At 70.6% G+C, this 18,343-nt stretch carries 20 protein-coding genes; 6 read left to right on the top strand and 14 right to left on the bottom strand.

Features of this window, described 5'->3' with window-relative positions:
* Positions 1-216: 216 nt before the first annotated feature.
* On the bottom strand, positions 217-1,188 hold the full coding sequence (locus ABT095_RS02000; protein WP_350527296.1) for a diacylglycerol/lipid kinase family protein: 972 nt from the start codon (positions 1,186-1,188) through the stop codon (positions 217-219).
* An 85-nt stretch (positions 1,189-1,273) separates the two neighbouring features.
* Here ABT095_RS02000 and ABT095_RS01995 point away from each other — a divergent pair, with 85 nt between their 5' ends.
* Complete coding sequence (locus tag ABT095_RS01995) at positions 1,274-1,663, top strand: hypothetical protein (RefSeq protein WP_350527295.1); 390 nt, start codon at positions 1,274-1,276, stop codon at positions 1,661-1,663.
* Between the two features lie 54 nt (positions 1,664-1,717).
* Here the strand turns inward: ABT095_RS01995 and ABT095_RS01990 are convergent, their stop codons facing one another.
* The 5 genes from ABT095_RS01990 to sodN form a co-directional block, all read right to left on the bottom strand.
* A complete protein-coding gene (locus ABT095_RS01990) occupies positions 1,718-2,677 on the bottom strand; it encodes an RNA polymerase sigma factor SigF (RefSeq protein WP_350527598.1) in 960 nt (319 codons plus the stop codon).
* 175 nt (positions 2,678-2,852) lie between these two features.
* Positions 2,853-3,266 (bottom strand): ATP-binding protein, encoded by a 414-nt coding sequence (locus ABT095_RS01985; RefSeq protein ID WP_350527293.1) that lies wholly within the window; start codon positions 3,264-3,266, stop codon positions 2,853-2,855.
* 254 nt (positions 3,267-3,520) lie between these two features.
* Entirely contained in the window at positions 3,521-3,994 is a 474-nt protein-coding gene (locus tag ABT095_RS01980) for a GNAT family N-acetyltransferase (RefSeq protein WP_350527292.1), read from the bottom strand.
* 48 nt (positions 3,995-4,042) lie between these two features.
* Entirely contained in the window at positions 4,043-4,402 is a 360-nt protein-coding gene (locus tag ABT095_RS01975) for a nuclear transport factor 2 family protein (protein WP_350527291.1), read from the bottom strand.
* A 163-nt stretch (positions 4,403-4,565) separates the two neighbouring features.
* Positions 4,566-4,961, bottom strand: a complete 396-nt coding sequence (gene sodN / locus ABT095_RS01970) for a superoxide dismutase, Ni (RefSeq protein ID WP_350527290.1) — start codon at positions 4,959-4,961, stop codon at positions 4,566-4,568.
* Between the two features lie 97 nt (positions 4,962-5,058).
* On the opposite strand from sodN, the gene sodX reads away from it, so the two are divergent.
* The 3 genes from sodX to ABT095_RS01955 all read left to right on the top strand — a co-directional run bounded on the left by sodX (position 5,059) and on the right by ABT095_RS01955 (position 6,188).
* On the top strand, positions 5,059-5,430 hold the full coding sequence (sodX, locus tag ABT095_RS01965) for a nickel-type superoxide dismutase maturation protease (protein ID WP_350527289.1): 372 nt from the start codon (positions 5,059-5,061) through the stop codon (positions 5,428-5,430).
* Between the two features lie 114 nt (positions 5,431-5,544).
* Positions 5,545-5,874 carry a hypothetical protein gene (locus ABT095_RS01960; RefSeq protein ID WP_350527288.1) on the top strand — a complete coding sequence of 110 codons (330 nt, stop codon included), beginning with the start codon at positions 5,545-5,547 and terminating at the stop codon, positions 5,872-5,874.
* Positions 5,868-6,188, top strand: coding sequence for a hypothetical protein (locus ABT095_RS01955; RefSeq protein ID WP_350527287.1), 321 nt, complete (start codon positions 5,868-5,870; stop codon positions 6,186-6,188). Before ABT095_RS01960 ends, ABT095_RS01955 begins: the two co-directional genes overlap by 7 nt.
* On the opposite strand, the gene ABT095_RS01950 is transcribed toward ABT095_RS01955, so the two are convergent.
* The 5 genes from ABT095_RS01950 to ABT095_RS01930 form a co-directional block, all read right to left on the bottom strand.
* Positions 6,185-6,772, bottom strand: a complete 588-nt coding sequence (locus tag ABT095_RS01950) for a CGNR zinc finger domain-containing protein (RefSeq protein WP_350527286.1) — start codon at positions 6,770-6,772, stop codon at positions 6,185-6,187. The genes ABT095_RS01955 and ABT095_RS01950 overlap by 4 nt on opposite strands.
* 113 nt (positions 6,773-6,885) lie before the next feature.
* Positions 6,886-7,638: an amino acid ABC transporter ATP-binding protein gene (locus tag ABT095_RS01945; protein WP_350527597.1), complete on the bottom strand. Its 753-nt coding sequence runs from the start codon at positions 7,636-7,638 to the stop codon at positions 6,886-6,888.
* A gap of 38 nt (positions 7,639-7,676) precedes the next feature.
* Positions 7,677-8,654 carry an amino acid ABC transporter permease gene (locus ABT095_RS01940; protein WP_350527285.1) on the bottom strand — a complete coding sequence of 326 codons (978 nt, stop codon included), beginning with the start codon at positions 8,652-8,654 and terminating at the stop codon, positions 7,677-7,679.
* Positions 8,655-8,696: 42 nt separating this feature from the next.
* Positions 8,697-9,614: an ABC transporter substrate-binding protein gene (locus ABT095_RS01935; protein ID WP_350527284.1), complete on the bottom strand. Its 918-nt coding sequence runs from the start codon at positions 9,612-9,614 to the stop codon at positions 8,697-8,699.
* Between the two features lie 354 nt (positions 9,615-9,968).
* A complete protein-coding gene (locus ABT095_RS01930; RefSeq protein WP_350527283.1) occupies positions 9,969-10,880 on the bottom strand; it encodes an ABC transporter substrate-binding protein in 912 nt (303 codons plus the stop codon).
* Positions 10,881-11,458: 578 nt separating this feature from the next.
* Between ABT095_RS01930 and ABT095_RS01925 the strand changes: the two genes are divergently transcribed.
* Both ABT095_RS01925 and ABT095_RS01920 read left to right on the top strand, forming a co-directional pair.
* A complete protein-coding gene (locus ABT095_RS01925) occupies positions 11,459-12,655 on the top strand; it encodes an NAD(P)-dependent malic enzyme (RefSeq protein WP_350527282.1) in 1,197 nt (398 codons plus the stop codon).
* A 79-nt stretch (positions 12,656-12,734) separates the two neighbouring features.
* Positions 12,735-13,697 carry a zinc-binding dehydrogenase gene (locus tag ABT095_RS01920; RefSeq protein WP_350527281.1) on the top strand — a complete coding sequence of 321 codons (963 nt, stop codon included), beginning with the start codon at positions 12,735-12,737 and terminating at the stop codon, positions 13,695-13,697.
* A 63-nt stretch (positions 13,698-13,760) separates the two neighbouring features.
* On the opposite strand, the gene ABT095_RS01915 is transcribed toward ABT095_RS01920, so the two are convergent.
* From ABT095_RS01915 to ABT095_RS01905, 3 genes are all read right to left on the bottom strand, one after another.
* On the bottom strand, positions 13,761-16,103 hold the full coding sequence (locus ABT095_RS01915) for a right-handed parallel beta-helix repeat-containing protein (RefSeq protein ID WP_350527280.1): 2,343 nt from the start codon (positions 16,101-16,103) through the stop codon (positions 13,761-13,763).
* Positions 16,104-16,192: 89 nt separating this feature from the next.
* Positions 16,193-17,188, bottom strand: coding sequence for a PadR family transcriptional regulator (locus ABT095_RS01910; protein WP_350527279.1), 996 nt, complete (start codon positions 17,186-17,188; stop codon positions 16,193-16,195).
* 1 nt (position 17,189) lies between these two features.
* On the bottom strand, positions 17,190-18,086 hold the full coding sequence (locus tag ABT095_RS01905) for a DUF4097 family beta strand repeat-containing protein (protein WP_350527278.1): 897 nt from the start codon (positions 18,084-18,086) through the stop codon (positions 17,190-17,192).
* Positions 18,087-18,343: the final 257 nt, after the last annotated feature.

The following is an 18,343-nucleotide window of genomic DNA, read 5'->3' as shown; positions in this document are numbered from 1 at the left end:
GGGTGGTCTGTGCTGGGGTGGGGTTCGGGCTATCAAGGGACTCCGTGCTGCGACGTGTCCCGATCGCCATGTAGAGGTTCGCAAACCTCGGGCTCGGATACAACCCCCTTCGGTGAGGAATTTTTGATTCTTCGGTGTCGCATAGCTCACAGCCGGTACTTCTTAGGAGTGAAGGGGGCTTGTGCGTTCGAGAAGAAGGGTCGGGCCCCCTTCTGGTCACACAATCACACGCAGTGCCCGCCGAACGCCTGTGAAACTGACGCGACTCCTGTCTCCAAGGTGGTCCCCATCGACCTGGAATGGGGCCGGTTCCTCTGAAACCAAGGTGAAGTGCCGGACGTCGTGGTAGGAAACGACGTGCTTCCCGCTTGGGCCGACCGGCCCCTTGTCGTCATCCGCAGGCGTGTGCGAGCGCAGAATCTGACGGACCGTTCGAGCCGTGCCGAACGCGGTCATTCGAGTGATGCCGAAGATGTCGAGGTCCTTCTCGAAGGAGGCCTCGGGCGAGGGCAGCACCGGCCGGTTGCCGAGATACGTCCACGGAGAGGTGTTGGAAACTATGGTCATCACCAGACCCGGCACGGCCTCCTGGCCGTTCAGCTCCAGGGTGATGGGCCCCGACCGGCGGTGTTCACGCTCCGTGACGTAGTGCCGGAGCGCCTGGTTGACGTAGAGGGCGTGAGTTGACTTCCGCCCGGCCTTGCGCTGCTCCTCCACCCGGCCGACCACGCCGGCGTCGAAGCCCAGGCCCGCGGTGAAGGTGAACCAGCGGTCCGGCTCGCCCTCGCTCATCGCCTTGCCCAGGCTGATCGCCCGCTCGCGGCGGTGCTCCAGTGCGTCGAGCAGCGCTCCGGTGGCCTCCACCGGGTCGTTGGGCAGGCCCAGCGCGCGGGCGAAGACGTTGGTGCTGCCGCCGGGGACGACCGCCAGGCGCGGCAGCCGGTCGGCCGGGCCGTGCGTCAGGAGGCCGTTGACGACCTCGTTGACCGTCCCGTCGCCGCCCAGGGCCACCACGAGGTCCACCGTGCCGTCCTCGGCCGCCGCGCGGGCCAGATCGCGGGCGTGGCCCCGGTACTCGGTGTGCGCGACCTCCAGCTTCAGGTCGCTGCGGAGAGCGTGGGTGAGGACGTCGCGGGTCCGTCCGCTGGTGGTGGTCGCCTTCGGGTTCACGACCAGGAGAGCGCGCATGGCGATCAGCCTACGGGGCGGCACGCCGGGATCGGACGTGCCCGCCCCGTCCGATCCCCTGGGGGCGGCGGCGTACCCTGCTGGGGTGACCACGGAGACCAGCACCCCTGCCAAGCCCACCGCCCTGATCGCCGGTGCCGCGATCACCCTGCTCGAGGGCACGGCCCTCGCCGGGTGGGGCCTCTACGACGTGGTCAGCGGCCTGACCGGCCCCTCGGCCGACCTCGGCCGCAGCGAGTTCGGCGGGGTGATCCTGCTGGTGATGGGCCTGCTGCCGCTGCTCGCCGGGCGGGCGCTGCTGCAGGCGCGGCGCTGGGGCCGGAGCCCGGCCGTGCTGACCAACTCGATCTGCCTGCCGGTCGCCTACTACATGTGGCAGGGCCTGCCGGCCGGCGCGGTGGTGGTCGGGGTGCTGGGGCTCGCGGGGATCGTCACGCTGCTCAACCCGAAGGTCACCGAGGTCCTCTACAGCTGACCGGCGGTACGCGTGAGGCCCTGTACGGCACCGCCGTACAGGGCCTCACGCGTTCTACTCCTCGACGAGAAGCTTCTCGCGGAGCTGGGCGAGGGTGCGGGCCAGCAGGCGCGAGACGTGCATCTGGGAGATGCCGACCTCGGTTGCGATCTGCGACTGGGTCATGTTCCGGAAGAACCGGAGCACGAGGATCTTCTGCTCCCGGGGCGGGAGTTGGGCCAGCAGGGGCTTGAGCGACTCCCGGTACTCGACCCCCTCCAGAGCCTCGTCGGTGGCGCCCAGGGTGTCGGCCACGGCGGGCGACTCGTCGTCGCTGTCCGGGACGTCCAGCGAGAGCGTGGAGTAGGCGTTGGCCGACTCCAGGCCCTCCAGCACGTCCTCCTCGGAGATGCCGAGGTGCTCGGCCAGCTCGTGCACCGTGGGGGAGCGGCCGTGCCGCTGGGAGAGCTCGCTGGTCGCCGTGGTGAGCGAGAGCCGGAGCTCCTGCAGGCGGCGCGGCACGCGGACCGCCCAGCCCTTGTCCCGGAAGTGGCGCTTGATCTCGCCGACGATGGTCGGCGTCGCGTAGGTGGAGAACTCGACCCCGCGCTCGTGGTCGAAGCGGTCCACCGACTTGATCAGCCCGATGGTGGCGACCTGGGTCAGGTCGTCCAGCGGCTCGCCGCGGTTGCGGAAGCGGCGGGCCAGGTGCTCGACCAGCGGGATGTGCATCCGGACCAGCTGGTTGCGCAGCTCGACCCGCTCGGGCGACCCCTCGGGCAGCGCGGCGAGCCGGACGAAGAGCGCCCGCGCGGCCTCGCGGTCCGGTGCGCCGGAGCGGTGCGTCTGGGCGGGCAGCGCGCGCGCCGGCTCCGGCGGGTCGGCTTCGGCGATGGCGTCGGGCTGGGGCTCCGATGCCGGATCGGTCGGCTGGGTCATCCGATGGCTGTCCTTCGGGTGCACGTCGTCTGCGGTGGTTCGGGCGTCGGGCGCCGCGGCGCTCGGTACTGCCACGGCGCGCGCCTGCGGGGGCACGGCCGGCCCGGCGGTCGCCGCCGGGTGTCCGGCGGCACCTGTGCGGTTCAGCTCACTCACGGCGATCACCCGTTCCGTTCCGGGAGCACTTCACTGGTGGGGTACCGCTGGGCGGTACGGGGGAGCCGTACGGCCGGCGCTGGGCGCCGGGCGTACGGCTTCACGGGTGGGGCGCTCAGAGGCCGACGGGTGTGCCGCCGCGCTTCTTGAGGAGACTGATGCTCACCGTGTTGTCCGCGCCGACCGAGGACTCCACCTCGCCGGCCAGCGCGGAGAGCACCGTCCAGGCGAAGGTGTCCCGCTCGGGGGCCCGCCCGTCGGTGGTCGGGGCCGAGACGGTCACCCGGAGCGAGTCACCGACCAACCGGAACTCGCAGGAGAGGACCGAGCCCGGCACCGCCTGCTGGAGCAGGATGGCGCAGGCCTCGTCCACCGCGATCCGGAGATCCTCGATCTCGTCCAGGGTGAAGTCCAGCCGGGCCGCGAGGCCGGCCGTTGCCGTCCGCAGCACCGAGAGGTAGGCCCCCGCCGCGGGCAGCCGGACCTCCACGAAGTCCTGCACTCCGGGCTCGCCGTCGATCTGGGACACCCTCACCTCCTGGGTGACGCGCGGTGCTTGTGGCGGCAGCGCTTGGTGCGACGCCGCCGCGGCACTTCCTGTTGCATTGCTCAACTGCTTCGCCCCAACTGTCCAGAGGGGTGGTGCGGTACGTTCCGGTCATACCCAACCGGGGGAGGCCGGAAAGCCGCGCATCCGCCCGAGACGTTACCGCGATCGGGTACAGGATGTCGCGATCTCGGACGGTCGTCATGTGAACGAGCGACGACCCGCCGGGGTGCCGGTCAGGAGCCGAGAGCTGTGAGCGCCTCGTCGGTGAGCCGGTAGACCGTCCAGCCGTCCATCGGGATCGCGCCGAGCGACTTGTAGAAGCCGATGGAGGGGGCGTTCCAGTCGAGCACGGACCACTCCATCCGGGAGTAGCCGCGCTCGACGCAGATCCTGGCCAGCTCGGTGAGCAGCGCCTTGCCGTGGCCGCCGCCGCGGGCCTCGGGGCGGACGTAGAGGTCCTCCAGGTAGACGCCGTGGGTGCCGCGCCAGGTGGAGAAGTTGCGGAACCACAGCGCGAAGCCGACCGTCTCGCCGGTGGTGTCGTCCGCCGCGACCAGACCGAAGACGGCCGGGTGCTCGCCGAACAGCGCGTCCTGCAGCTGTTCCACGGTGGCGACGGCCGCCTCGGGCTCCTTCTCGTACTCCGCGAGCTCGCGGATCATGGTGTGGATGGCGGGGACATCGGTGACGGTGGCGTTGCGGATCATAGGGCCGAGGGTACTCGGGCCCGTTCGGATCGGGCCCCGCCGTTCGGATCAGGCCTCGTCCCAGGCCTGGATGCCGGTGAGATCGGTGATCTTGCCGTCCTTGATGTTGCCCATCGCGTTGCAGAGCACCTTCGTGCCGTCCGGGTACTCGCAGGACTCCATCCACGCGATGTGGCCGTCCCCGACGATCACGCTCTCCAGCTTGTGGGTCATGTCCCGGCTGTAGACGTCGGAGAGCACGGCGTCGATCTCGGTCCGGCCGTGCGCGACCATCGGGTGGCTGGGCTGGCTGCGGTGGTCGACCATCCGCATCTCGGCGTCGTCCGCGTACAGGGACAGCAGGGTGGAGGCCTTGCGCCCCTCGATGCCCATCCGCAGGGCCTCGGTGTCGAAGGCGGTCGTGGCCATGGTGGTCTCCTTCGCTCGTTGCCACGAGCCGGACCATGGCGGTTCGACCCGCACATTTCGAGCGTACGCCCGCCTGTGGGCCGGGGCATGCCCCGGACGCACGACCGCCCCCGGCCCGCGCGGTGGCGGGAGCGGGGGCGGCTGTGTCAGGTCTGAACCGGGTTCAGGCCTTCTTGGTCTCCCAGAAGATCGCGTCGATCTGGGCGATCAGGTCGAGCAGGGCCTGGCCGGTGGCCGGGTCGTTCGAGCCCTTGGCGGCCGAGGCGGCCTTGCCGGCCTGGTTGAACAGGTCGTGCAGCTGCGGGTACTTCTCGAAGTGCGGGGCCTTGAAGTAGTCGGTGTGCAGCACCGAGAGGTGGTGCTTGACCAGCTCGGCGCGCTCCTCCTTGATGACGATGGCGCGGGTGCGGAACGCCGCGTCCTCGTTGGCCTGGTACTTCTCCTGAGTGGCCTTCACCGACTCGGCCTCGATCCGGGCCTGGGCCGGGTCGTAGACGCCGCAGGGCAGGTCGCAGTGGGCGTGCGCGGTGGCTCGCGGAGCAAACAGACGAGAGAACATGGGAGTCCTTCCTTAGATCGTCTTCCCGCGCCTGAGATTACCCTTACGACCGCCGGGATTCGCTCAGCGGGGGTCGGACGGTCCGTCAATCGGGGTGATGAAGTTGTCAGCAGGGCGTGGCGGATTGCTGCCGTTCGGTGTGGTCGACGTGGCGGGGCCCTCGATGGTGCCCACGCTGTCCGACGGTGACCTGGTGCTGGTCCGCTACGGCGCGAGGATCCGGCCGGGGGCGGTGGTGCTCGCTCGCCACCCGCTCCGGCAGGACCTGCTGATCGTCAAGCGGGCGGCGGAGCGGCGCGGGCGGGGGTGGTGGCTGCTCTCCGACAACGAGTTCGTGGAGAGCGACAGCCGGGAGTACGGGGCCGTGCCCGAGGAGCTGGTGCTGGGGCGCGTGCTGCTGCGGCTTCGGCCGCGGCTGCGGTGGCTCTACCGCCTGCCCGGCGAGCACCGCAACCCGTCGAGCCGCTGATCACCACCCCGCCGCGCGGCGGGTACTCCGCATCCGTACCAGCTGGCATTCTTCCTCCATCGCATGCGAAGCATCACTCTCGGTGACAATTCTTCAAGTGGGGGAGTCATGAAAATGCGTTCGGGTGCCGTCGGTCGCCGACTGGCACAGGGTCTTCTCGCGGCGGCGCTGGCGAGCCCGCTGCTGGTGCTGGCCCCGGCCACCACCGCCTCGGCCGACCCCGGTTTCTGCGGAGTCCGAGTCGACGGTCCGGAGCCGGTCAGTCACGGGGACGCCCCGTACTTCGCCTACCTGGTACGGAACAAGTGCTCAAGCGCGCACAGGTTCCAGGTCTACTTCCCGCAGCTCGGGCGTTCGACCTTCTGCGAGAGCGTCGACCCGTACGGGACGTACACCTACATCTATGCGTACGACACCAACTCGTGGGAGATCCGCTCATGCTGACCAGGAGCCGCAAGGCTGTCTCCGCCGCGTTGACTACCGCAGCAGTCGGCCTCGCCCTGGCCGTGGCCGGTCCGGCGGACCTCGCTTCGGCCGACCCGGGGTTCTGCGGAGCCCGGGCCGGGGTGAACGCCGGGGCGGGCGCCGGGGACATGATCTACACGGTGCGCAACCGCTGCGGCAGCGGCCACAACTTCAAGGTGTTCCTGCCGCAGTCGGGGCGGACCAGCTCCTGCATGGGGGCTCCGCCCTACGGGTACGCGTACATCCTCATGCAGTGGGCCGACGAGAACTGGCAGGTGCAGGCCTGCTCCTAGCCCGGCTGTGAGGCCGACGCCGCCGCCTCCTGGCGCTTGCGGGCGCGGTAGGCGGCGACGTTGGCCCGGGTGGCGCAGCGGTCGCTGCAGTAGCGGCGGGACCGGTTGGTGGAGGTGTCCAGGTAGGCGTTGCGGCAGGGGGCGGCCTGGCAGATGCCCAGGCGGTCGGCGCCGAGTTCGGTGAGGTTTATCGCCAGGCCCATGCAGGCGACGGCGGTGAAGTTGGCCGCGGCGGTGGGGGCGTTGTCGGCCAGGTGCAGGTGCCAGCGGGGCCGCCCGGCCTCGTCCAGGTAGTCGTGGCCGGAGACCAGCGGGCTCACCGGGTACTCGACCAGCAGGCTGTTGAGCAGGTCGACCCCGCGCACCTCGTCGCCCTCGGCCGCCGCCTCGAACACCCCGCGCAGCCGGGCCCGGACGCCCCGCAGCCGGGGCAGATCGGCCTCGTCGGCCAGTGCGGCGGCCCGGCTGGGCTCGCCGAACAGGGCCCGGACGGCCTCGACGGAGGTGAGCACGTCGGTGCCGCGCTCGGGCTCCTCGGTGTTCACCAGCCGGACGGCGAAGTCGGCGTACGAGGCGAGCTCCACGGGGGTCCTTCCCAGGACGGTAACGGGCGATGTGCCTCCAGGGTATTACCAAAGCCCGGGTACGTGTCGGCGCCCGCCACCGGAGGGTGACGGGCGCCGGGGTACGACAGGGTTCAGAGCACCTTGGACAGGAAGGACCTGGTCCGCTCGTGCTGCGGATTGGCGAGCACCTCGCGCGGGGTGCCGGCCTCGACCACGACGCCGCCGTCCATGAAGACCAGCGCGTCGCCGACCTCGCGGGCGAAGCCCATCTCGTGGGTCACCACGACCATGGTCATGCCGTCCTGGGCCAGGCCGCGCATGACGTCGAGCACCTCGCCGACCAGCTCCGGGTCGAGCGCCGAGGTGGGCTCGTCGAAGAGCATCAGCTTGGGCTGCATGGCCAGCGCGCGGGCGATCGCCACGCGCTGCTGCTGGCCGCCGGAGAGCTGGGACGGGTAGTTGCCCGCCTTGTCGGCCAGGCCGACCCGCTCCAGCAGCGCCATGCCGCGCTCACGGGCGGAGGCCTTGGACTCGCCCTTGACCTGCACCGGGGCCTCGATGACGTTCTCCATGGCCGTCATGTGCGGGAAGAGGTTGAAGTGCTGGAAGACCATGCCGATGTCGCGGCGGCGCTGCGCCACCTCGCGGTCCTTCAGTTCGTACAGCTTCTCGCCGCGCTGGCGGTAGCCGACCAGGTCGCCGTCGACCGATAGCCGGCCGCCGTTGATCTTCTCCAGGTGGTTGATGCACCGCAGGAAGGTCGACTTGCCGGAGCCGGACGGGCCGACCAGGACGAAGACCTCGCCCTTGTTGACCTGCAGGTCGATGCCCTTGAGCACTTCGACCAGGCCGTAGGACTTCCGTACGCCCTCGGCCTTGACCATGGGGACGGCCGTGTCGGCGGGGGTCTTGTTCAGCTCAGTCACAGGTGACCGCCTCCGTCGTGCCCGGTGACGACATCGCCAACGGTGGCAGGTGCCGGTCGGCGCCCGGCGAACAGGCCGCGCAGCCGCTGCAGCGGGGTCGGCGGCAGCACGCGGTTGGCGCCGCGCGCGTAGTGGCGCTCGATGTAGTACTGGACGACCGTCAGGATCGAGGTCAGCAGCAGGTACCAGACGCTCGCCACCATGAGCAGCGGGATCTCCTGGAAGGTCCGGGTGGCGATGTTGCTGGTCGCCCGGAACAGCTCTTCCAGCGAGATCGTCGAGACCAGCGAGGTGGTCTTGAGCATCGAGATGGTCTCGTTGCCGGTCGGCGGGATGATCACCCGCATCGCCTGCGGAAGGATGATCCGCCGCATGGTGCGGGCCTGGCTCATGCCGAGCGCGTGGGCGGCCTCGGTCTGGCCGACCGGCACCGACTGGATGCCGCTGCGGACGATCTCCGCCATGTACGCGGCCTCGTTGAGCCCGAGGCCGAGCAGGGCGGCCGTGAACAGCGGGATCAGGTTGTTGGTCGACTCGCTCCAGAACATCGGGCCGAAGGGGACACCGAGGCCGAGCTTCGGCCACAGGGTGCCCAGGTAGAACCAGACGGCCAGCTGGACGAGCACGGGGGTGCCGCGGAAGACCCAGATGTAGAACCAGGCGGTGCTGGAGAGCACCGGGTTCGCGGACAGCCGCATGACGGCCAGCAGCGTGCCGCCGACCACGCCGATGACCATGGACAGCGCGGTCAGTTCGAGGGTGACGACCAGGCCGTGCGTGACGGTCGAGTCGAAGAAGTACTTGCGGAAGACGCCCCACTGGAACTGGGGATTGGTGACGAGCGCGTGGATGAGCATGGCCGCGAGCACGAGCACGACGGCGGCTCCGGCCCAGCGGCCGGGGTGGCGGACCGGGACGGCCTTGATGGCCTCAGGCCGTCCCGACGGCACCGCGCCCTGATCTTGAGAGTTCACTGTGTGGCCTCAGGGTCTGGTTTACGGAGAAGAGCAGGGCGGTCAGTTGCCGTTGATGACCGACTTGTCGATGGCGCCCGCCTGCACGCCCCACTTCTCCAGGATCGCCTTGTACGTGCCGTCCGTCATCAGGGCCTGGATGGCACCCTGGACGGCCTTGGTCAGGTCCGAGCCCTTGGGCAGCACGACGCCGTACGGGGCGGTGTCGGTGACCGAGCCGATCTTCTCCAGCTGCCCGTTGGTCTGCTGGATGGCGTAGTCGACGACCGGGGAGTCGGCCAGCATGACCTGGTCGCGGCCGGAGAACAGCGCCTGGGTGACGTCGGTCTGCAGCTCGAACTGGTCACCGTTGTTCGGGACGGTCGGCTTGCCGGCCTTGGTGCAGGCGGGGTTGATGGTGTTCTTGACGGCGTCGGCCTGGGTGGTGCCGGTCTGGACGGCGACCTTCTTGCCGCACAGGTCGGTGGCGTCGATCTTGTCCGGGTTGCCCTTCTTGACGGCCGTGCCGGTGCCGGCCGAGAAGTAGGTCACCATGTCGACCGTCGCCTCGCGCTCCTTGGTGGCCGTGAAGGAGCTCAGGCTCATGTTGTACTTCTTGCCGACGATGCCCTGGATGATCCCGTCGAACTTCGCGTTCTGGACGTCGGCGGACAGGCCGAGCTTCTTGGCGATCGCGCCCGCCAGGTCGACGTCCATGCCGACGATCGTGCCCTTGGCGTCCGTGAACTCGTTCGGCGCGTAGGACGCGTCGGTGGCGACGATCAGCTTGCCGGAGGACTTCACGTCGGCGGGCACCAGCGCGGCCAGGGCGGAGTCGGCGGTGACGTCCTTGATCGTGGCGCTGGCGCTCGGCGCGCCGGAGCTGCTGCTGGAGCTGGAGGAGCTGCCGCAGGCGGTGAGCAGCAGCGAACCCGTCGCGAGGACGGTCAGGGCGATCAGTCGCGGAGTACGGACGGTCATGGGGGAGATCTCCTCCTGGGAGCTCGGGCGAGCGCGCCGCGGGGGCGGCGCACCGGGGCCGGTGGGCCCGTACCGCGGTGTACGGGCCCTCGGGTGGTGCTGGTCGTGCCGTCGCCACCCTCCGCCGAGGTGGACGAGCGAACGCTGCCTCGACCGGCGCCCCCTGGCCAGGAGGCTGGGTGGCTGTCGCGATCCGAGATGGGGGGAATCCTGCCATCCTGTGCCGCGGAACGGGCCCATCTGCAGATCAAAATCGGATAACGAGGGGTCAGACTGTCCGCTATCCGGATCGATTCCTGGCTCCTGTCACCCTGCGAATAAGTATGCAGAGCAGGGTGGGTTACTGACGGGTAATCAGTCTCCGCCGTTCACCACGGCGTTCTGCGCCGCACCCGCCGTCAGGCCCCACTTGGTCAGGACGGTGTCGTAGGAGCCGTTGCGGATCACCTGGTCCACCGCCTTGGCCAGGGCGTCGCGCAGCTGCTGGTTGCCCTTGGCGACGCCGATGCCGTACGGCTCGGGCTGCTGCTGAGCACCCGCCACCTCGAACTTCGCGTCGTTCTTGGCCGCGTACACGGCCACCGGGAAGTCGTTCAGGTCGGCCACGGCCCGGCCGGCGGCGACCTCGGCCCGGGCCAGGTCGTCGCTGTCGCTGTAGTGCACCGTGAGCGGCTTGCCCGACCGCTCGCAGGCGGTCACCTGGTGGTTCACGATCTCGGCCTGGGTGGTGCCGCGCTGGAGTGCCACGGTGTGGCCGCAGAAGTCGTCCAGGGTCTTGATGCCCTTCGGATTCCCCTTGCCGACCAGGATCGAGGTGCCGGCTATGAAGTAGTCGACGAAATCCACCCCGGGATTGATCACCTTGCCGTTCTCGTCGGTGCCGTCGCGGCGCTGGCGGCTGTCGGTGAGCGCCGACATGACAGCGTCGAACTTCTTCTCCTGGAGACCGGGGATCAGTTTGTCGAACGGAGTGTCCACGATCTGTACCTTCACGCCGAGCACCTTGCCCAGCTCGAGCGCGAGATCCGGGTCGAGGCCGAGCGGCGTGCCGTTGGCGTCCTTGTAGTCGACCGGCGCGTACGTCAGGTCGGAAGCGATCTTCAGGACTCCCGCGGACTTCACCGGAGCCGGCAGCTGACTGCGCAGCGCGGCCGTCGGGTCCTTGCTGCCGGCGGTGCTGGAACAGCCGGTGACCAGCAGCGATCCGGCCGCGAGGGCGGCGCAGGCGCGGGCGGCAGGGCCGGTGGGCAGGGTGGTTCCGTGCATGCGGGGCTCCTCCGGGTGGGAGAGGGGGTCTCGGTCACCTGGTGGGCGCGGGTGTGCCAAAAGGCGCCGCGCAACCCCTGAGACGGGCGCACGGACAACCAAATCCGGTGACTGAGACACGGATCTAACCATCCCGCCCTGCCGGACCGGCTGGGGGGTGTGTCAGAATCACGTACCGGGTGACCCCCGAACCAGAACCCAGACCCGCCGAGTCGCGACAGACCCGGGGCGCGTAGGACCGGAAGCCGAGGACTCGGCTCCGGAGCCGAAGTGCCAGCTCCCCTCCGAGTCTGCGGTTCACTCCTGCGAGTGTGTGTCGGTTTCGTTCCCGCCACCCTGGCTCCGCCGGTACTTCCGAAACCGGCGGCGGTCAAGTGGCGATCAGGGGATGAACAGCACGTCAACAGGACATAAAGGGCATAGGTGCGATGCCCCGGTCCGACCTACGCTGACTCGATCGCACGACGCAGCACCCTAAAACCCTCATTCGAGGGCGCCGCCCGACGGCAGCGCCAAGCCCGCGTTTCCTGTCCCGCCCGTCGGCCCGCGCCCTCGCTGAATATGACGAAGAGGTCATTGTGGCAGCGGAGATCATCCACCCGAACACCGAGGACACCGTCGACCCGGTCGACGCCGTCTTCGCGCTCCACCGCGGCGGCAAGATGGAGACCGTCGCGACGGTGCCGGTGCGCGACGCGGACGACCTGTCCCTCGCCTACACCCCCGGCGTCGCCCGGGTCTGCACCGCGATCGCCGAGCAGCCCGAGCTGGTCAACGACTACACCTGGAAGTCCAACGTGGTCGCCGTCGTCACCGACGGCACCGCCGTGCTGGGCCTCGGCGACATCGGCCCCGAGGCCTCGCTGCCCGTCATGGAGGGCAAGGCGATCCTCTTCAAGCAGTTCGGCGGCGTGGACGCCGTGCCGATCGCGCTCGCCACGACCTCGGTGGACGAGATCGTCGAGACCGTGGTCCGGCTCGCCCCGTCCTTCGGCGGCGTGAACCTGGAGGACATCTCGGCCCCGCGCTGCTTCGAGATCGAGCGCCGCCTCCAGGACGCGCTGGACATCCCGATCTTCCACGACGACCAGCACGGCACCGCGATCGTCACCACGGCCGCACTGTGGAACGCCGCCAAGGTCACGAACCGCGAGATCGGCTCGCTGCGGGCCGTCATCTCCGGCGCGGGAGCCGCCGGCATCGCGATCGCCAAGATGCTGGTCGCGGCCGGCATCGGCGACGTGGCCCTGTGCGACCGCCGCGGTGTCATCGTCGAGGGCCGCGAGGACCTGACCGACGTCAAGGCCGAGATCGCCGCGCTCACCAACAGGGCCGGGATCAAGGGCAGCCTGAACGAGGCGCTGGCCGGGGCGGACGTCTTCATCGGCGTCTCCGGCGGCACCGTGCCGGAGGAGGCTGTGGCCACCATGGCCGAGGGCTGCTTCGTCTTCGCGATGGCCAACCCGAACCCGGAGATCCACCCCGAGGTCGCGCACCGCTACGCCTCGGTGGTCGCCACCGGCCGTTCGGACTTCCCGAACCAGATCAACAACGTGCTGGCCTTCCCCGGCATCTTCGCCGGCGCCCTGCAGGTCCGGGCCACCCGGATCACCGAGGGCATGAAGCTGGCCGCCGCCCAGGCGCTGGCCGCCGTGGTCGCGGACGAGCTGACCCCGCAGAAGGTCATCCCGTCCCCGTTCGACGAGCGTGTCGCCCCGGCCGTCACCAAGGCCGTCGCCGAGGCCGCCCGCCGCGAGGGCGTCGCCCGCCGGTAACCGCCGCCTTCCGGGGGCACGGAGTTGCGTACGTCACTCTGTGCCCCCGGGCGGTCGCGCTCGGCGGTATGGTCCCGGCATGTACGCCGCCTACGCCGCACGCATCGACGCCGACGATCCGCTGAGCGCCCTGGAACTGGGCGAGCTCCCCGAGCCGGAGGTCCGGCCGGGCTGGAGCGTGGTGACCGTCAAGGCCGCCACCCTCAACCACCACGACCTGTGGTCGCTGCGCGGGGTGGGGCTGCCCGCCGAGCGGCTGCCGATGATCCTGGGCTGCGACGCGGCCGGGGTCGACGAGCACGGCAACGAGGTGGTCATCCACTCCGTGATCGGCCAGAGCGGCCACGGGGTCGGACCGGACGAGCCGCGCTCGATCCTCACCGAGCGCTACCAGGGCACCTTCGCCGAGCGGGTGGCCGTACCGACCTGGAACCTGCTGCCCAAGCCCGCCGGGCTCTCCTTCGCCGAGGCCGCCTGCCTGCCCACGGCCTGGCTGACGGCGTACCGGATGCTGTTCACCAAGGCCGGCGTGAAGCCGGGCGACACCGTGCTGGTGCAGGGCGCCGGCGGCGGTGTGTCCACCGCGCTGGTGGTCCTGGCCAAGGCGGCCGGCCTGCGGGTCTGGGTCACCGGCCGGGACGAGGCCAAGCGGGCCCGGGCGCTCTCGCTCGGCGCGGACGCCGTGTTCGAGAGCGGCGCGCGGCTGCCCGAGCGGGTCGACGCCGTCATGGAGACGGTCGGCGCCGCCACCTGGAGCCACTCCGTCAAGGCGCTCAAGCCGGGCGGGGCCGTCGTCATCTCCGGCGCCACCTCCGGCCCGCACCCCAAGGCCGCCGAGCTGAACCGGATCTTCTTCCTCGAGCTGCGCGTCATGGGCTCCACCATGGGCACCAAGGAGGAGCTGGCCGGCCTGCTGGCCCTCTGCGAGGGCACCGGCATCCGCCCGGTCATCGACGCCGCCTACCCGCTCACCGAGGCCCGCGAGGCCTTCGCCCGCCTCGCCAAGGGCGACGTCTTCGGCAAGCTCGTCCTGACGCCCTGACCCTGGAAAGCACTGCGCCCCGCCCGGCGGACCGGACAGGGCGCAGTGCTGCTGCGGCGGTGCCTACTGCTGGTAGCCGAACAGGTCGACGACCATGTCCACCGGGCCCCAGCTGCCGTTGTACAGCGAGATCTTGTGGTCCTTGACCGGCACCACGACCTGGTTCGGGATGGTCTGGCCGGCCACCCAGTTCAGGTTCGAGGCGAGCGGGCGGTCCGTGCCGTGCGGGTACACGGTCAGGAAGCCCGGAGCGGTCGGCCGGGTGATCGTCACGTTCAGCGTGACGGCGTACGGCTCGGGCATCTCGCCGAGGTCGACCACCAGGGTGCCCCCGGCGGGGACGGGCGCGGCCTTGCGGGTCGGGGCGCCGCTGGCGCGGTACTCCTGGTCGATCCGGGTGTCCATCAGACGGTAGGGGCCGTCCGCGTGGTAGGTGTCGTAGCCGTCCGCGCTGTAGTAGCCGGCGACGTCGGCGAGGATGTCGACGGAGCCCGCGGGGCCGCCCGCGTAGAAGGACACCTTGCCGTCGACCACCGGCACGGTGACCAGGTTGGCGATGATCTGGCCGGGGCTCCAGTTGAGGTTGGAGGCCTTCGGACGGGCCTGGCCGTGCGGGAACACGGTGAGGAAGCCGCCGCTCTGCGGCTTCACGGCCGTGACGTTCAGCGTGACCGCGGTGACGCCCGTCGCCGGGATCCCCTTGACCCCCGCGACCTGCAGGTCGATGGTGTTGCCGCCCTGGGCGAGCTTGGTGCCGCCGCGGGTGTCCATGATCCGGGTCGGGCCGGCCGCGGTGAAGACGCTGCCCTTGTTGCTGTAGTAGCCGGCCAGGTCGGCGATCACGTGAGTGCTGCCGGCCGGGCCGCCCGCGTAGAAGGACACCTTGCCGTCGACCACCGGCACGGTGACCAGGTTGGCGATGGTGGTGTTGGCCGTCCAGTTGAGGTTGGACGCCGTGGGGAGCTGCCGGCCGTGCGGGTAGGCGGTCAGGAACCCGGGGGCGGTCGGCGCCGTCACGGTGACGTTCAGGGTCACCGCGGTGACGCCGGTGGCGGGGACGCCGGCGACGCCGGCCACCTGGAGGTCCAGGGTCTGGCCGGCCTTGACCGCACCGATGCCGTCCCGGGTGTCCAGCAGACGGGTCGGACCGGCCGGGGTGTAGACGCTGCCGAAGTTGTAGTTCTCCCAGGCGCCGCGGTCCCGGATGCCCGAGCCGGTGCCGGTGTTGGGGATCACCGGGTCGTCCGCGGCGGGCCGGCCGGTCATGTCGACCGGGAGCATGCCCGGGGCGTTCTCGTCCGCCGAGTCGAGGATCGGGCTGGTCGGCACCTTGGCGGGGCTCTGCCCGATCGACGGGTCGGCCACGAAGTCGTGCCCGCCCTGGCTGGTCGCGGTGGTGAAGTCGGCCTGGGTGTTGTACGCCTGGTCGGCCCAGTCGTAGGCCGGGCCGCCGCTGAGCGGGGCGATGACGTTGAAGTCGGCCTTCGTCCCGGTGGTGGCGCCCGACATCACCCGGATGCCGGTGTGGTTGGTGTCGGCACCGCACGGCTTGGGCGGGTAGCTCATCGTGTCGGTGTTGATCACGTTGTTCTCGAGCGTCGCACCGGTGGAGGCGCCCGTGAGGACCAGACCGTCGTGGCAGTTCGTGCTGACCGTGTTGTTGACCAGGATCGTCCCCGGCGCGTCGGTGACCAGCACGGCGCCGGTGTCGCTGCCGGTCACCACGGTGTCCGACGCGTGGTCGATCCCGATCCCGCCGGTACGGAACCGGCCCAGGGTCACCTTGCTGGAGCCGTTGGTCACCTTGACGCCGTCGGTCTGCGTCATGGAGTACGCCGAGCTGCGCATCAGCGTGATGTCCGAGGAGTTGTCGACCACGAACGCCTCCTGCTGCGGGGAGGCGCCCTGGAAGCCGTTGATCACCAGGTGCTGGGCGTTGCTGATGACCACGGAGTGGTCGACGGGGTGCTTCCAGTCGGTGTTGCCGATCTGGGCGTAGGTCGGGTCCCAGTTCCCCCACGGGCCGAGCGAGTCGCTGCCACCGATGAAGGTGATCGGGGCGGCTGCGGTGCCGGAGTGGGTGAGCGTGACCTGCTCGGGGTAGTTGCCGGCCGCGATGTGCACGGTCTGGCCGGCCACCACCACGTTCGCCGCCGCCTGGACGGTGCAGTAGGGAGCGGACTCGAGGCCGGTGCCCTGGTCGGTGCAGTGGGCGCCGGGGTTGCTGTTCACGTACAGGTCGGTCGTCGCGGCCCGGGCCCCCGCGACCGGGAGCAGCGCGGTGCCGAGCACCGCGGCGCTCGCCAGCGCGGCTATGCGGCTGTTGATGATGCCCCCCAAGGGCGAGAAGAAGGTGAGCGCGCCGGGGAGCGGTGTCCCGCACGGCAGCAGCTGGGATCCTCTCACGATCTCCTCACCCGCACCACGGCTTACCAGGAGGCACGTCCGTGCCCCCGGGGTGAACTCCCGGGGGCACGGACGGCGCCGGCGGGGCCTCAGCGAAGGCGCTCGGCGGCGGCGGTCAGGACGGCCTGGGCCTCGGCGAGCCGAGCCGCCGTCACGCCGGAGTCGCGGGCGGCGTCGCGGATGTGGTCGCGGAAGCGGTCGAGCAGTCGCTCCAGCTCACGGGCCGGGTCGGCGGTCGGGTCGACGGCGGCCCAGGGCGGGAGGTCGGTGGGGGTCTTGTCGAGGTCGACCCGCTCGACGCGGATCTCCTCGGCGGGGGCGTCGGGGGCGGCGGGGCCCCACTTGGCGGCGTCGGCCAGGCCGGAGAGGCTGCGGGTGAGCTCGGCCAGGCCCTCGGCGAGGCCGGTGGACCAGTCGCCCCGGGCCGCCGCCTCGCGGACCTGCTGCTCGACCCGCTGCTTGATCCGCAGCGCCTCCTGCTGGGCGGCAGAGCGCGCGGCCTTGGACTGCTCGCGCAGCCGCCGGGCCTCGGCCTCCGCCGCCTTGGCCTTCGCCTTGGCGGCCCGCTCCTGCTCCTTGGCGCGGCGGGCCTGCTCCTTGGCCTGCTCCTTGAACCGGTCGAACTCCTCCTTGGCCCGCTGCCAGGACTCCTTGTCCCCGAAGGCGCCGGACCACGGGTCACCCGGGCGGGAGGCCTTGGGGGCCTCCTTGGCGGCGCCCCACAGCTCCTCGCGCAGGCCCTTCGCACCCTCCCGGACGTCCTCCCGGATCGCCCCGGCCAGCTTGGAGACCGAGTCGTGGATCTCGGCCTCCAGCTCGGCCAGCTCGGCCTGCCGGGCCGCCAGCTCGACCCGGCCGGCCTCGGTCAGCCGGTAGACCTTGCGGCCGCCCTCGGAGCTGTGGCTGACCAGCCCCTCCTGCTCCAGCTTGGCGAGCCGGGGGTAGACGGTGCCCGCGGAGGGCGCGTAGGTGCCGGCGAAGCGCTCCTCCAGCAGGCGGATCACCTCGTAGCCGTGCCGGGGGGCCTCGTCCAGCAGCTTCAGCAGGTAGAGGCGCAGCCGGCCGTGGCCGAAGACGGGGGTCATCTCAGTTCTCCTCGGTGGCGGTGGCGGGGGCGGGCAACTCCTTGACGAAGCTCGGGCGCTCGTCCTCCGGCTCGGGGCGGCGCAGCACGGTGACCGGGCCGGAGACGGTGGTGACCTGGAGCTTGCCGCTGCCGGAGCCGAGCTCGCCGGCCAGGCGCTTGGCGCCCCAGGTGGAGTTGACGGTCAGCTCCTCGAAGGTGCTGGAGAGGTCGCCGCTGGTGGTGCCGAGCTCGACCTTGGTGTCGGCCAGCGAGGGGAGCCGGATGCCGACCGGCCCGCTGACGGTGCCGACGGTGATCTCGGCGACGGTGCGCACGTCCAGGTCGAGGGTGACGGAGCCGCTGACCGACTTGGCCTGCACGCGGTCGGCGGTGCCGGCCACCACGGTCAGGTTGCCCGAGACGGAGTTGACCCGCAGCTCGCCGGAGACGGACTGCGCGTCCACGTTGCCCGAGACGGTGTTGGCGTCGATCCGGCCGGAGAGGCCGACCAGGGTGGTCTCGCCGCTGGCGCCGATCACGCCGACCCGGCCGGAGACGCCGGAGACGGTGACGTCGGCCGAGGCGGAGCCGATCTTGACCTCGGTGCCGGCCGGGACGGTCAGCGAGACGTGGGCGGTGTTCTTCTTGCGCAGGGTGGCGAAGAGGGCCTTCACCGCGCCCACCGAGCCCAGGGTGTCGGAGAGCTTCTCCCAGCCGAGCTCCTTGTAGGCCACGGTCAGCACGCCCTGCTCCAGCGAGACGAGCAGCGGGTCACCCTCGAGCTCGGTGACCTCGAGCCGGGCCGGGCCCTCGGCCGCGACGACGTTGACCTCGCCGCCGAGCACGCGGACGTGCAGCGTGCCGACCGGCTCGTCGAGGGTGATCTTCTCAGGTCCGTTGACCGTCCACTGGGTCATGACTAACCGCCTCCCGTTGCGCGATTCACGATGTATCGCGTTGCTGTCCACTAACACGATATGTCGCGAGCGGGCGAAGTCAAGCCTCTTCCGCCGGAATCAGGGGCGGCCTCGGGGATGACCCCGAGACGGAACGCCGAAGGGCCCGGAGACAGGAGGCTTCTTGGGTTCTAGTGGTCGTCGCAACACCCCAGCTCAAGGGGTGCGATGGACTTCGAGATCCGTGAGGACCGGACACCGCAGGGTCCTCGGAAGCT

This window comes from Kitasatospora sp. NPDC002227, assembly GCF_040296285.1.
Classification (GTDB): domain Bacteria; phylum Actinomycetota; class Actinomycetes; order Streptomycetales; family Streptomycetaceae; genus Kitasatospora.
Note: the sequence above shows the minus strand (reverse complement) of the source record. Positions and strands in the feature narration are given on the sequence as shown.

Coding starts and splice junctions, on each gene's coding strand:
- ABT095_RS01975 (WP_350527291.1), bottom strand. CDS start 4,402: ATGGCCACGACCGCCTTCGACACCGAGGCCCTGCGGATGGGCATCGAG.
- ABT095_RS01905 (WP_350527278.1), bottom strand. CDS start 18,086: ATGACCCAGTGGACGGTCAACGGACCTGAGAAGATCACCCTCGACGAG.
- ABT095_RS01920 (WP_350527281.1), top strand. CDS start 12,735: ATGTACGCCGCCTACGCCGCACGCATCGACGCCGACGATCCGCTGAGC.
- ABT095_RS01945 (WP_350527597.1), bottom strand. CDS start 7,638: ATGGTCAAGGCCGAGGGCGTACGGAAGTCCTACGGCCTGGTCGAAGTG.
- ABT095_RS02000 (WP_350527296.1), bottom strand. CDS start 1,188: ATGCGCGCTCTCCTGGTCGTGAACCCGAAGGCGACCACCACCAGCGGA.
- ABT095_RS01935 (WP_350527284.1), bottom strand. CDS start 9,614: ATGACCGTCCGTACTCCGCGACTGATCGCCCTGACCGTCCTCGCGACG.
- ABT095_RS01955 (WP_350527287.1), top strand. CDS start 5,868: ATGCTGACCAGGAGCCGCAAGGCTGTCTCCGCCGCGTTGACTACCGCA.
- sodX (WP_350527289.1), top strand. CDS start 5,059: ATGAAGTTGTCAGCAGGGCGTGGCGGATTGCTGCCGTTCGGTGTGGTC.
- ABT095_RS01960 (WP_350527288.1), top strand. CDS start 5,545: ATGCGTTCGGGTGCCGTCGGTCGCCGACTGGCACAGGGTCTTCTCGCG.
- ABT095_RS01930 (WP_350527283.1), bottom strand. CDS start 10,880: ATGCACGGAACCACCCTGCCCACCGGCCCTGCCGCCCGCGCCTGCGCC.
- ABT095_RS01910 (WP_350527279.1), bottom strand. CDS start 17,188: ATGACCCCCGTCTTCGGCCACGGCCGGCTGCGCCTCTACCTGCTGAAG.
- ABT095_RS01980 (WP_350527292.1), bottom strand. CDS start 3,994: ATGATCCGCAACGCCACCGTCACCGATGTCCCCGCCATCCACACCATG.
- sodN (WP_350527290.1), bottom strand. CDS start 4,961: ATGTTCTCTCGTCTGTTTGCTCCGCGAGCCACCGCGCACGCCCACTGC.